Genomic DNA, 12,920 nt, shown 5'->3' with positions numbered 1-12,920 from the left:
GCGGTAATATTTCAGCAAAATAACCACAAATTAGAGGGATAGTCAAATCAATAAAGCTTGTCGGCTATCGGTTCAACTCTCTAAATTCTGAACGTAACATGGCAAAAATATGCTCGTCCAGGTATTGATTGTTCTTTACAGCGGCTTTAAGATGTACGGATTCGTGTCGATAACCAGATGCTTCCAGTACACGCATCGAGCCTACATTTCCATCCAGCACACAGGCAAAAATCCGATTGACCTGAAAATTCTTAAAAATATAATCAGTCATGATCGGTACGGCTTCACTCATAATTCCCTGCCCCCAATAGTCTTCGCTAAGCCAGTAGCCAATCTCGGCATTATAGCGGTAAATATCGTCTTTAATCGTAAAGCCAATATTCCCTACTGCCTGCCCATCAACCTCAACAGCCAGATTATTAGGCTGTTGATAAGACTTATTGGATCGTACCCATGAATGGGCATCGCGTGGTGTGTAAGGGTACGGAAAAAAATCCCGGACGTTATTCCAGATACGACGGTTACTGGCATGGCGGGCTAACGAATCTTCATCGCCCTCACGCCAGGGACGAAGTCGACCAAGAGAAAGTTGAAATGTGATCAATGTAGTGGTCAATGGTGCGAGGGTCTTTATACGAAAGTAACTATGTATTCCACCAAATGTTAACCCAAATTTATCCTTATCCTGCGGGATTTCACACCCTGCTTTACTGAGTTCGTCGGAAAAAGTGGGGTGCTGGCAGATGAGCACGGTAGTTTTGGTCTATCCAATCAGCAACCGAAGCACCTGAACGCCGGATAGTCATGAAAATAATTTACGTTATTTCCGCCCTGCAACTCACCACGTCTGTGGCTTCGGCACAGGTCATACTGGCAGGGCGCGTAACGGACCAGAAAGGCCAATCGTTGCCCGGAGCCAATGTGTTCCTGCGCGGTACATACGACGGTGCCAATACCGACAGTACGGGTAGCTTCCGTTTCTCTACCACCCGAAAAGATACAGCTACCCTACAGGTTTCCTATATCGGTTATGAGTCATTCAGCAAAAAAGTGACCCTGGGTTCTCCTAATCCCATTGCTATTCGGCTCACCGAAGCAGCCAACGAACTGAATACGGTTGTCATCACAGCGGGGTCGTTCGAAGCGTCCGACGAACGCCGGATGACTATGCTCAAGCCAATGGATATTGTAACAACCGCCGGAGCCAACGCTGATATCACCGCTGCCATGAATCTGTTGCCGGGTACGCAACGGGTTGGCGAACAAACGGGATTGTTTGTGCGGGGAGGCTCTGGAGAGGAAGCAAAAGTAGTGATCGATGGGATGATCGTCCAGAATCCGTATTTCAGTTCGATGCCCGATGTGCAGTCACGAGGGCGATTTCAACCGTTTATGTTTAAAGGAACATCCTTTAGCACAGGTGGATATTCAGCCCAGTATGGTCAAGCACTCTCATCAGTCCTATTGCTCAATACCACCGATAAAACCCAGAATGAAGGAGTTAGTTTGAGCCTGAATCTGGCGAATGCTGGCATCAGCTACGACCATGCTACGGAGAAATCGTCGGTATCTGCAACGGGCTATTATGGCAATCTCAAGCCTCTTTTCAGTCTGGTTCGGCAAAACATCGACTGGACGCACGTACCCGAATTTGCCGGATCGTCTTTAACGTATCGGCTACAACCTACTAAAACCGGTATGTTCAAGTTTTACGGCATGTATTCCGACAGTAGGCTTGGTATGAATTTCGTCGATCCTTCGAATGAAACGGGCAAAACAGCACTTCAGCAGCACAATCGTAACTTCTTCACCACCAGTACCTATACCGATAGCTGGGCTAATGGCCGCTGGCTGCTCAATTCTGGTTTATCGTATAGCTATGACACAGACGCAACCACGTTCGATACCCAGGATTTTGGGCGTTCAAGCGCTCGGGCACAGGGCCGGTTTGTGCTGACTCGGCTCTTTGGCAACAACTCACTACTGTTTGGTACCGAAGCCCACGCTATTACAATAAAAAATTCAGTACAGGGAATCCAATACGCTCTGCATGATAATTATGGCGCAGTATTCATTGAGTCGCAGACTTACCTGGGACGCAATTTAGCCGTACAGGCAGGAATCAGGGGCGAATATTCGTCGGTACTCAGCCGATTCAACCTGGCTCCCCGCTTATCCCTGGCTTATAAAACAGGTATGTTCAGTCAGGTATCGATGGCGTATGGGCAATTTTACCAAACGCCGGATTATCGCTATCTCTATCGCAATACGTCTCTGGATTTCGAACGGGCCGATCATTTAATTCTCAACTATCAGATCATTAAAAACAAGCGCACATTCCGAATTGAGACTTTCTATAAAAACTACGCGCAGTTAGTCCGTGAATTTACGGGGCAACCTTTTGACGCCAATCCCTATCGTTTTCCGATCGGCACGACGAATAACACGGGCAATGGTTATGCACAGGGGTTCGACGTTTTCTGGCGCGATCAGAAAACGATTAAGGGCCTCGATTACTGGGTTACCTACAGCTATGTAGACTCCAGGCGGCTATTTCAGCAATACACTGTTCAGGCCACTCCGACATTCATTTCTAATCACAACATAAGCCTGATTATGAAACGGTATTTCGAGAAGATCAGCACGAACATGGGGCTAACCTACACGGTCAGTAGTGGCAGACCTTACTTCAATCCTAATAACGAAGTATTCCTTGCAGACCGGACACCCATAGTTAACAACCTCAGTTTCAGTGCCAGTCATATCATGAGCATTAAGAAAAATTTTGTAGTGCTCTATGCTTCAATCGATAACATCCTCAATACGCACAATGTGTTTACGTATCGCTACACACCCGATGCAAAGACCCGCTATGCTGTTGGTCCACAGTCATACCGGAGTTTCTTCGTCGGTGGTATGATCATGCTGTCGAAGAAAGCGAAGGTAAATGTGAACGAATTATAAGAAGGAAACCATATGCTGATAGAACCAGGTCAAACCTCAATCAGGCCAGCAGTTGTAGCCGTCGATGAAGCCGCAATTCGCGAGGTATTTGCTCAACTGGCAGTAGCCTGGAATGCTGGCGATGCCAGAGCGTTTAGTCAATACTTCACCGATGACTGTGATTACGTCACCTTCGCAGGACAACATATCAAGGGCAGACAAGCGAACGAACAGATTCACAATGAGCTATTTAACTCCTGGGCACTGAAAGGATCTACGATGCATGCAGGACCCGAATTGCCTTCGATTGCCTTTTTGAGTACTAATGTTGCCCTGATGCATTCGACCGGAACGATTCAATTACGCTTTCAGAAGAAGCCCCCTTTGAACCGATTATCGATCCAGACAACCGTTTTGGTCAAAGCAGGCGGCCAGTGGAAAGTCAGGGCGTTTCACAACTGTCGTGTGCAGAAACCGGGCTTATTCCAGCGATTTCTTATGGCATTTAAAAGCAAGTAATCAACCACAGGTCAAACTAACCAATCTCATGAAAACAATCATTCTCATCATCATCGCGGCTCTCACCGCCCACTGCCCGGTATGGGCGCAATCTGACCAATATAAGCAGGCAATGAGCGAAGCCATTGGTACGATGAAAACGCATACCGAAAAAACACCAGCCGCCGATTTACTGGCAACAGCGAATCAGTTTGAACGCATTGCCGGAGCGGAGCCTAAAGAGTGGTTGCCGCGTTACTACGCTGGTTTGAACTACGTTTATTTAGGCTTTACGGGGAAAGACGAAGCGACCAACGATAAATTCCTCGATCAGGCCGACGTCAATCTGAAAGCGGCAGAGGCTATTTCCCCCGATAACGACGAATTAGCTGTTTTGAAAGCGTATATTGCTCAGGCGCGGATGGTAGTCGATCCGATGAGTCGCTGGCAGCAGTATGGGCCACTTTTTCAGGCAGGTTTAGTTAAAGCAAAAGGCCTCAATGCCAATAATCCACGCACCTATGTACTGGAAGGATCATCGCTCATGTACACACCCGAGCAGTATGGTGGTGGGCCTACTGCAGCCTGTCCGGTATTAAAGCAGGCCACCGAAAAATTCGCTAGTTTTAAACCAGCCAGCGACTTAGCGCCCATGTGGGGCCAGAAGCAAATAGAACCATTACTGGCAAAATGCCCAAAATAAGAGCAGTATTCAGCGTATGGCTTTCGGTTTATAGCAAACGGAAGAGCTAGTAGCAACAAGGTACCAGTAACTTTTAGATCAGATACCGTAAACTGTAAATCAATAACTAACGAATGACTCGCGAGCAACTTATCGGCACAATCGGCAAAAATGGCAGGCGCCTTAATATGCGGGCATCTGACCTGGCCGATTTCGATTTTAGCGGTATTGACCTGACGCAGGCTGACCTTCGTTTTTCGAACCTCGCCAGAGCTAATTTTCGGGGAGCCATATTGCGACAGGCTAATCTAAGCTTTTCGGAACTCAGCGGGGCTGACTTTACGGATGCCGATTTGTATGAAGCGAACCTGAATTTCTGCGGGTTGATGAATGTGAACCTGACGGGCGCTAATGTAGAAGGAGCCACATTCAACTTTGCCGGGCGCAGTAAATACATCCCGGAAAAGATCAAAGCAGAACCCATCACCTTAACGACACTGCTCCAGAAACCAGGCTGGGGAACCTTTATTGGCTCTTTTCTGGGTGCTCTCCTGATCTATGGTTGCAATGCGATCATCTATTTTACTCATCTGATTCTCAATGCTACCGATCCACTGATAGCGGGCCTGTATCGGTTCCTGATCATCGAGAATATCACCGATGGAGCCGCTGTTTTCCTGTTAACATGGGCACTATCGGGTTGGCTTACGAGTCAATTTAAAGCCATCTGGGTAAGACACCTACTGGTCAGTGTTGCCGTAATTATCAGCTTCTTTAGCATCAATACGGTTTTATATATGCTGTTGGGAAAACCGTTTATCGATGAATTAGCTAAACGGCCCATCGGGGTCGAGCAAACAGCATCCTGGTATTTCTATGTATTAGGTGATTTACTCATCGCCAACATCTTCCTTTATGTTCTTCAACAAGGTCGCCAGTTGACCCGGAAGCTCTCAGAGCAGGAAATTCAGCTTCTGAATCTGGAGAAATTAAAAACACGGGCCGAACTGGATGCTTTACAGGCTAAAATTAATCCACACTTTCTGTATAATGCCCTCAATAGTATTGCCAGCCTGGTTCACGAGGACCCCGACAAGGCCGAAGAAATGACGTTGTTGCTGTCAAAACTGTTTCGTTACTCGACAAGCCGCAATGGCGAATTATTTTCTACCCTGGCCGACGAACTGGAGATGGTTCGAACCTACCTACAGGTTGAACAAGTGCGGTTCGGGAATCGGTTAACGTTTAGCGTTGAAGTGGCCGATCCGGCCCTGAATGAGCTCAAACTGCCTCAGTTTTTGTTACAGCCCATTGTCGAAAATGCCATCAAACATGGGATCGCGAAACGCGCCGACGCAGGCCGTATCGACGTCCGTATTTATGAGAAAAACGGTGAACTCAATCTCTGTGTCCATGATAACGGCCCCGCTTTTTCCGACGATATGAGCGGTGGGTATGGCCTACGAAGCATTCAGGATAAACTTAAACTACTCTACGGCGACGACGCCCGCGTAGAACTTCAGAACTGGCCACTCAAGCAGGTTCTCATATCTATTCTTATGAGTAAAGTTCGAAGTGGTTATTCGCTGGTGATTCCCGATACAGATGCTTAATCACATTAATCCCATGACATTCCCGCTCAAAACCATACTTATTGACGATGAGCCACTGGCTATTAGCCGGTTACGCCGTCTTCTCATCAAATACAATGATACGTTTGAGGTTATAGGCGACGCATCGAACGGGGCCGAAGGTTTAACGCTGATCGAAGCAGAGCGCCCGGATGTAATTTTTTTAGACATCGAGATGCCATTGCTCAACGGCTTCGAAATGCTTTCGCGACTCACAGCCATGCCGCTGGTTGTGTTTGCCACGGCTTTCGATCAGTATGCGATTCGGGCATTTGAAGAAAACTCGGTCGATTATTTACTAAAGCCCGTTGAAGCAGATCGATTGGCTCGTACAGCGCAGAAAATCAGGTCATTGGTCGAGCGAAACGATCCATCAGAGTTAGGCAGCGGCCCGATGTCGGACAATTTAATGCGGCTTTTGGCCCAGATGCAGCCGAAGAAAGAAATCTACTCAATCTCGGTAAAAACGGGCGAAAAAATCCGGCTGGTTCCTCTGTCAGACATTGCTTTTTTTGAAGCCGAAGACAAATATGTTTTCCTGGCTACGATGGACGGGCAGAAGTTTCTGACAACCTATACGCTGACAACACTCAACGAAAAGCTGCCCGACACGTTTGTCCGCGTGAGCCGGTCGGTGATGGTCAATCGGCATAAAATTGCCGAAATCCATAAGCATTTCGACGGCAAATTCCTGCTGGCCATGAGCGATAAGAAAGGTACCAAGCTGACAACGGGCAGTACCTATGGCGAAGCTGTGCGGCAGATGCTGGAACTTTAACAAACAACGTTATGAAAGCCGCTACTGAACGTAAAATCATACGCTGGTTTCATATTCTGGCCAGCATTCCTATACTGGGCTATATTTATGGGCCGGTTGCCTCACTACCTGAGCCAGCTTTTGCCGTCAAATTTGTCATTCTCCCTGCCGTCGTTTTATCCGGATTCTGGCTCTGGTTGGGGCACCACGTCCGGAAGTGGTGGCGTACCGTGAGTGGCGGGAATACAAACGTACGCACGGCACAGGGGCGAACGCGCTAAACAATAAAAAGCCTGTATTTTTTAGCGCGTTCGCTCAAAAGCGTGCCACGGTTACTGACGATGTTCCTGATAACCGTGGCACGCTTTTGAGCGAAAGCGCTATTTTTGCAGGAAACAGCGAAACCTATGAGCAAGAAAAACCGCAGTGGCATTGTTTACTCAACCAATCCAGACTTTGATTACCAATCTGACGATCAGTCGGAAGCCGAAACAATACCTCCAGCCCAGCAAAACCTGAAAATCTGGCTAGAGAAATTAGGCGGCAATAAGGTCGTAACAAGTATACGCGGTTTTATCGGCACCAATGCTGATTTGACAGATCTCGGTAAGCAACTAAAAACCGCCTGTGGTGCAGGCGGTTCAACAAAAGACAACGAAATCCTGATTCAGGGTGACCACCGCGACAAAGTACTGACGTGGCTCACAGGCAAAGGTTATAAAGTGAAGAAAGCAGGCGGATAAAGTCCGTGCACAGGAGACCAAATCCCCGATTGTGAAGACTGTTTACGGCACACTGGCTACTCAATTCCTCCCATCCATTTCTTCAGTGGCTTAACAAGTACCAAAAGCAGAAAGCCAAACCCCAGACTGAAATAGGCAACTTTCTGGAACATTTCGGGCATCTGGTGCACATTTTTCTCATCGAATCCGCCCGCAAACAGACCGGCGATCAGGTTCCCCAGTGATGTACCTACGAACCACAGGCCCATTAGCTGGCTAGTATAGCGTTTGGGGGATAATTTGGAAAAGGCACTCAACCCGACGGGGCTCAAAAACAGTTCGCCAAGGGTAAAGAACAGATACGTAAATGCCAGAAAGAAAGGCGATGTACGAACGCCAGTACCACTAAGAGCCAGCCGGGAGGCTACTACCATAACGACATAAGCTAATCCAAGCAGCAGTAGGCTAGTCGCAAATTTGGCAGGAACAGCAAAATCAATCTTTCGCTTGAACAGGAAAACCCATAAAGCCGCCAGAACCGGCGAAAAAATGAGGATAAAAGCGGGATTTAGATTTTGAAACCAGCTCGAAGGCATCTGCCACCCAAACAGGTTAAGGTCGGTATAGCGATCGGCAAAAATTTGCAGTGATGATCCTTGTTGTTCATTTCCCGCCCAGAATAAAGCTGATGCCAGAAAAAATACGAATAGAACGACAACCCGCTTTTTCTCGACACTATCGAGCCCACCCGCAGCCAGAATATAAACAAAGTAACTTACAGCGATGAGCGAAATAATCGTGCCCATTGCCTGAGCCAGCCCCTGCGCGGTTGTCATATCGATCACTCCGGCCAGTTGCAAACCGGCCAGAATTGCCACCAACACAGCCAGGAACACCAATAGCGAACGATTGCCCGTCGACGACTTTTCATCTCCAACGGATGTTGGTACCACAAAGAGCCCCCGGTCGCCGAGGTATTTTTGGCCGAACATCCTGAAAGTAATGATACCTAGCGCCATTGCGATAGCTGCGGCTCCAAATCCGTAGTGCCAGCTAATTTTCTGTCCCAGATAGCCTACGATCGAAATACCGAGCAACGACCCAGTATTGATACCCATGTAGAAAATAGAAAAGGCAGCGTCTTTACGAGCACCGCCTTCAGGATAAAGTTCGCCTACAAGGCTGCTAATATTGGGTTTCAGCAATCCCGTTCCAATGGCAACCGTGCAGAGGCCGGCATAGAACAATCCGGGTCCCGATGGAATGGCTAAAATGATATGACCGAGCATAATGACTATGCCGCCGTACAGGATCGATTTGCGCTGCCCCAGCAGGTTGTCGGCAATCCAGCCTCCAGGCAGCGAAAGCAGGTAAACAGAAGCGGTATAAATGCCATAAATAGCGGCCCCATCAGCTTCGGTCAAGCCCATCCCACCCCGAACATTATCAATTAGAAACAGCAGCAGAATGGCTCGCATACCATAGTAGCTGAACCGCTCCCACATTTCGGTAAAAAATAAGACGAAAAGGCCCATCGGATGGCCGAAAAGCGTGGCCTCATTAACGGGCTTCTCAATAGTAGCTTCCATGCAGTTAGGTTAATTGGTCAGTTTGCCGAAGAATATGCCTGTAATAACGAAAAAATAGTTGTAAATATACCTTCAGCATCCGAAACCAGCAAGGCTACCTAATTACCATCCGGCGTAAACTCCCATAAATCATTAAACCGCGTCTGACCGCTTGACCCCGTCGTTATATAGCCTTTGGAGCTGGTAGCAAAGCCAACCGCTCGTGTTCGGGCCGTCCCTTCAAACGACGATTTGGTATCCCAGGAATCATCGGTGGGATCATACGCCCATACGTCGTAATCGCCTGAACGCTGTGTACAGGCACCTGTTATGAGATATCCCATTTTATTAATCGAAAAACCGACGCTGTAGGAACGGGCGATGGATGTTCCGGTAAAATTCCGACGCTCTTTCCAGACGTCTTTCGAGGCATCATAAGCCCAGAAATCATTTTGATTCACATTATTGGTGCTTCCTGTTCCAAGATAAGCTATGTTGTTAATAACAAAAGTTGCGGCACCAAGCCGTGCCCGGCCGCCAAAATCTGCCTTACGCGTCCAGGAATCTGTCGCGGGAGTATAGGCCCATAAGTCTTTCTGTTCGGCACCGTCAGACCCCGTCGCTACAAAACCGATCCCCTCTACGGTAAATGCAATGGCCGACCGTCTGGCCGACCCGCCAAAATCGGCTATCGGAGTCCACTTATTGGCGACCGCATCATACGCATAGAAATCCTGTAGCAAATTGCCCGTAACCCGGTCAAGGCCGGTTCCAACGTAGCCTTTATCGCCAATAGTAAAACCAACCGCTTCACTACGGGCTTTTCCGGGGAAGTCGGCAATTTGTGTCCAGGAATTTTTTGCCGGATCATACTGCCAGAAGTCAGCAAGTGGGTCTTTATCGGTATTGGCCCCGGTTCCGACAAAAGCCAGATCACCAATGGTAAATGTTACAGCCGCATTTCGAGCTGTTCCGCTAAGATCTGACCTTGGATGCCAGCCTCCGGCAAGGGGTGACGTATCATTCATGGTACAGCTATGCAGTAAAAAACTGATGAAAACACATAAAATCCCAGATGCACTACTGCGTTTCATAGCCTTCTATTGTGGTTAGAGTACTCCAACGTTTCTGTAGGATTGTAAAGTATACGATTGCCAATTCTTAATAGTTTTAACGAAAGAATTCTTAACTTTTGAATTAGTCTTACCTTTTGCGTCACTCATTGCGTATGCTTCTTCCCTTCAATTTCCAGAAAGATACCTATTTACTACTCAACTTGTCGGCCACAAATCCTGACCTGGCATTGCTTGATTTAACCGATACGCACCTCTTTACTGATTATATTTCCGGGAAACTACAGGAAGCAGGCGTTAAAGTCGGCCTTGGTGGTTATAACGAACACCGCGTCATTTACCGTCGCAGCGAACACTTTAATACCCAGGAAGAACCCCGCGAGATTCACCTCGGCATTGACTTCTGGGCCGAAGCCGGAACGCCCGTCTTTGCACCCTTAGCCGGGATCGTCCATAGCTTTCAGGACAATGCCAACTTCGGCGACTATGGCCCAACCATTATTCTGGAACATACTTTTGGCAGGAAACCGCTCTATAGCCTCTACGGTCATCTTACGCGTTCGTCGCTGAATGGGCTATATGTGGGAAAGCAAATTGACGTCGACGATAAAATCGGGGAGATTGGCCCCTACCCCGAAAATGGTGACTGGCCTCCACACCTCCATTTTCAACTCATGACCGATATGCTTGGCCGCCAGGGTGACTTTCCTGGCGTTTGCACAATAAGCGATCGTGCGAAGTTTCTGGCGATCTGCCCGAATCCCAATGATCTTCTGGGCATTCGGGGTTTATAAAACTTCCCTCATCTAATCTCAGTATTACTGATTAGTTTTTGCGCCTTAAAGTTTGGCACGTTAAGCAATAGCCTATATTTGATTTTCATTTATTCACTATTTCGAGTTGGCTCTTTAGCCAGCCATGAATGGCTTATTTTCAGCACACAATGAACGAACACAGTAAAAACTTTCTGTATCAGTACCTTAATAATGCCTCGCCAACTGGCTTTGAATCGTCGGGGCAGCAGATCTGGCTGGATTACCTAAAGCCTTATATCGACGAGCATATTGTGGATACCTACGGCACGGCAGTAGGAGTCATAGGGCCAGGGAAAGACTATAAAGTGGTCATTGAGGCTCACTCCGATGAGATTTCATGGTTCGTCAATTTTATTTCTGACGACGGTTATCTATTCGTCCGACGAAATGGTGGTTCCGATGCCGTTATAGCTCCTTCCATGCGAGTCAATCTACATACCAAAAAGGGTGTTGTAGAAGGCGTATTTGGCTGGCCAGCTATCCACGTCCGCGACCTCGCTAAAGACACTGCCCCTAAAGTAACTGATCTGTTTATCGATATTGGTGCAGCAACCAAACAGGAAGTGCTGGATATGGGAGTCCACGTCGGTACGGTGTGTACGTTCTCTGATGGCTTGATGGAGTTAAACGATCGCTATTTCGTTGGTCGCGCCCTGGATAACCGCATGGGCGGGTTTATGATCGCTGAAGTTGCCCGGCTCCTGAAAGAAAATAACGTAACGCTGCCATTTACGCTGTATGTGGTCAACGCGGTTCAGGAAGAAATCGGTTTACGTGGGGCCGAAATGATTGCCCGTCGGCTCCGGCCCGATCTTGCCATTTGTACCGATGTGACACACGACACCCAATCGCCGAGATACGATAAAAAAGAGCAGGGAGATCTTAAATGTGGCGATGGTCCGGTGTTGTGTTATGGTCCTGCGGTACAAAACAATGTGCTTGATTTTATGATCGGTGTTGCTGACCAGCAAAGCATTGCATTCCAGCGGCAGGCCGTTAGTCGTTCGACCGGAACGGATACCGACGCCTTTGCCTACGCCACTGAAGGCATTGCGTCTGCGCTGATCTCACTTCCGTTGAAATACATGCATACAACTGTCGAAACTGTTCACAAAGACGATGTTCAGAATGTGATTAAACTCATGTATGAAACGTTGCTGGCGTTGAAAGGTGGAGAAGATTTCCGCTATATCAAATAAAGTCAATCAACTAGCCGGTTGCTGACCGGCTAGTTGATTATAACCAGATTATTGGCAGAAATAGCTGTACAATTAATCAGGTATGACAGATAACCGCATTTAAACCATCTGAAAATGCCCAGGCATGAAGTAATAATTAAGTACCAAATGCTCTATTGCCGAATAATAGCTCTGATTATCTCATCTAAATCACGAAAACGAAACCACGTTTGTCTAAAATAGACTGTTCCGTTTGGTTTAATTAAATAGGCCGTATTAGGCGACTGACCAAAAGACAACCAAAAACTATTAGCTGGATTATCGATAAGGATAGGGGGAATAACATAGCTTTTCTGCTGTAAGAGCCTGGCTAGCAGTTTTCGTTCGCCATACGTTTTAGGTTGTTTGGCATCAATATGTTCTTTGATGTTTTCAGAGGTTAATTGCAAGCGGTTATCTTTTGAATATGGCCCCGCAGTATCTGAAGGATGAGCATCAATGGTGTAGATAAAATATACATCAACAAAGTTTTTATATTTGGCAGCTATTGAGTTTATATCAACCATATTACGGCGGGTAATATCACATGTATAACTGCCTGAAATCAATAAAATAGGTTTATTGATTTTTAATATTTCCGAAAAATTAAAACGGATTCCATCGAGAGAAAATAAGGTAAAATCCAGAATTTTATCTCCTTTTTTATAGCCAATTTTATCAAAATTTTTATAATTATTTTTAATACCTTTTGACGTCATTAAGACAATTTTGTCGGTATCTATCGGTATTTTATCATTATTTGCATTCTCACAACCAAATACAAGCATAGCTATAGCAGACACCCAGTATAGGTTTTTCACTTGCCACATGTTCATAACGCTGGTAGTAGTTTTACACCACTACAGCAAGTGAAATTTACTAGTCAGCTACTAAAAAATAATAATCAATAAGTAAATTTACATTCGCCGTAACCGATGCCGTTTTTAATTGTATAGGAGAAGTTATTTTATGTATGAATATATATTTTTAATCTATTCTATTATTAAAATAATA

The 12,920-nt window shown here is 46.7% G+C and carries 13 protein-coding genes; 9 read left to right on the top strand and 4 right to left on the bottom strand.

Annotated elements, in window-relative coordinates:
• Positions 1–64 precede the first annotated feature (64 nt).
• Positions 65–616 (bottom strand): GNAT family N-acetyltransferase, encoded by a 552-nt coding sequence (locus GJR95_RS21185; protein WP_232540812.1) that lies wholly within the window; start codon positions 614–616, stop codon positions 65–67.
• Between the two features lie 188 nt (positions 617–804).
• Between GJR95_RS21185 and GJR95_RS21180 the strand changes: the two genes are divergently transcribed.
• From GJR95_RS21180 to GJR95_RS21150, 7 genes are all read left to right on the top strand, one after another.
• Positions 805–2,964 carry a TonB-dependent receptor gene (locus GJR95_RS21180; RefSeq protein ID WP_162387759.1) on the top strand — a complete coding sequence of 720 codons (2,160 nt, stop codon included), beginning with the start codon at positions 805–807 and terminating at the stop codon, positions 2,962–2,964.
• A 12-nt stretch (positions 2,965–2,976) separates the two neighbouring features.
• The gene (locus GJR95_RS21175; protein WP_162387758.1) at positions 2,977–3,462 is read left to right on the top strand and encodes an SgcJ/EcaC family oxidoreductase; all 486 of its coding nucleotides are present in this window, start codon (positions 2,977–2,979) and stop codon (positions 3,460–3,462) included.
• Positions 3,463–3,490: 28 nt separating this feature from the next.
• A complete protein-coding gene (locus GJR95_RS21170; RefSeq protein ID WP_162387757.1) occupies positions 3,491–4,144 on the top strand; it encodes a hypothetical protein in 654 nt (217 codons plus the stop codon).
• Positions 4,145–4,257: 113 nt separating this feature from the next.
• A complete protein-coding gene (locus tag GJR95_RS21165) occupies positions 4,258–5,736 on the top strand; it encodes a histidine kinase (protein WP_162387756.1) in 1,479 nt (492 codons plus the stop codon).
• Positions 5,737–5,749: 13 nt separating this feature from the next.
• A complete protein-coding gene (locus GJR95_RS21160; RefSeq protein WP_162391800.1) occupies positions 5,750–6,532 on the top strand; it encodes a LytR/AlgR family response regulator transcription factor in 783 nt (260 codons plus the stop codon).
• Between the two features lie 11 nt (positions 6,533–6,543).
• Positions 6,544–6,792, top strand: a complete 249-nt coding sequence (locus GJR95_RS21155; RefSeq protein ID WP_162387755.1) for a hypothetical protein — start codon at positions 6,544–6,546, stop codon at positions 6,790–6,792.
• 126 nt (positions 6,793–6,918) lie between these two features.
• Positions 6,919–7,254, top strand: coding sequence for a translation initiation factor (locus GJR95_RS21150; RefSeq protein ID WP_162387754.1), 336 nt, complete (start codon positions 6,919–6,921; stop codon positions 7,252–7,254).
• Positions 7,255–7,310: 56 nt separating this feature from the next.
• On the opposite strand, the gene GJR95_RS21145 is transcribed toward GJR95_RS21150, so the two are convergent.
• Both GJR95_RS21145 and GJR95_RS21140 read right to left on the bottom strand, forming a co-directional pair.
• The gene (locus GJR95_RS21145; RefSeq protein WP_162387753.1) at positions 7,311–8,822 is read right to left on the bottom strand and encodes a peptide MFS transporter; all 1,512 of its coding nucleotides are present in this window, start codon (positions 8,820–8,822) and stop codon (positions 7,311–7,313) included.
• 98 nt (positions 8,823–8,920) lie between these two features.
• On the bottom strand, positions 8,921–9,829 hold the full coding sequence (locus tag GJR95_RS21140) for a Kelch repeat-containing protein (RefSeq protein ID WP_232540811.1): 909 nt from the start codon (positions 9,827–9,829) through the stop codon (positions 8,921–8,923).
• 200 nt (positions 9,830–10,029) lie between these two features.
• Between GJR95_RS21140 and GJR95_RS21135 the strand changes: the two genes are divergently transcribed.
• Positions 10,030–10,668: a peptidoglycan DD-metalloendopeptidase family protein gene (locus tag GJR95_RS21135; protein WP_162387751.1), complete on the top strand. Its 639-nt coding sequence runs from the start codon at positions 10,030–10,032 to the stop codon at positions 10,666–10,668.
• Between the two features lie 149 nt (positions 10,669–10,817).
• Positions 10,818–11,888, top strand: coding sequence for a M20/M25/M40 family metallo-hydrolase (locus tag GJR95_RS21130; protein WP_162387750.1), 1,071 nt, complete (start codon positions 10,818–10,820; stop codon positions 11,886–11,888).
• Between the two features lie 152 nt (positions 11,889–12,040).
• On the opposite strand, the gene GJR95_RS21125 is transcribed toward GJR95_RS21130, so the two are convergent.
• Positions 12,041–12,742, bottom strand: coding sequence for a deiodinase-like protein (locus tag GJR95_RS21125; RefSeq protein WP_162387749.1), 702 nt, complete (start codon positions 12,740–12,742; stop codon positions 12,041–12,043).
• Positions 12,743–12,920 lie beyond the last annotated feature (178 nt).

The organism is Spirosoma endbachense (assembly GCF_010233585.1).
GTDB classification, from domain to species: Bacteria; Bacteroidota; Bacteroidia; order Cytophagales; family Spirosomataceae; genus Spirosoma; species Spirosoma endbachense.
This window is presented reverse-complemented; position numbering and strand designations above follow the sequence as displayed.

Coding starts and splice junctions, on each gene's coding strand:
- GJR95_RS21180 (WP_162387759.1), top strand. CDS start 805: ATGAAAATAATTTACGTTATTTCCGCCCTGCAACTCACCACGTCTGTG.
- GJR95_RS21175 (WP_162387758.1), top strand. CDS start 2,977: ATGCTGATAGAACCAGGTCAAACCTCAATCAGGCCAGCAGTTGTAGCC.
- GJR95_RS21170 (WP_162387757.1), top strand. CDS start 3,491: ATGAAAACAATCATTCTCATCATCATCGCGGCTCTCACCGCCCACTGC.
- GJR95_RS21165 (WP_162387756.1), top strand. CDS start 4,258: ATGACTCGCGAGCAACTTATCGGCACAATCGGCAAAAATGGCAGGCGC.
- GJR95_RS21160 (WP_162391800.1), top strand. CDS start 5,750: ATGACATTCCCGCTCAAAACCATACTTATTGACGATGAGCCACTGGCT.
- GJR95_RS21155 (WP_162387755.1), top strand. CDS start 6,544: ATGAAAGCCGCTACTGAACGTAAAATCATACGCTGGTTTCATATTCTG.
- GJR95_RS21150 (WP_162387754.1), top strand. CDS start 6,919: ATGAGCAAGAAAAACCGCAGTGGCATTGTTTACTCAACCAATCCAGAC.
- GJR95_RS21145 (WP_162387753.1), bottom strand. CDS start 8,822: ATGGAAGCTACTATTGAGAAGCCCGTTAATGAGGCCACGCTTTTCGGC.
- GJR95_RS21140 (WP_232540811.1), bottom strand. CDS start 9,829: ATGAATGATACGTCACCCCTTGCCGGAGGCTGGCATCCAAGGTCAGAT.
- GJR95_RS21135 (WP_162387751.1), top strand. CDS start 10,030: ATGCTTCTTCCCTTCAATTTCCAGAAAGATACCTATTTACTACTCAAC.
- GJR95_RS21130 (WP_162387750.1), top strand. CDS start 10,818: ATGAACGAACACAGTAAAAACTTTCTGTATCAGTACCTTAATAATGCC.
- GJR95_RS21125 (WP_162387749.1), bottom strand. CDS start 12,742: ATGAACATGTGGCAAGTGAAAAACCTATACTGGGTGTCTGCTATAGCT.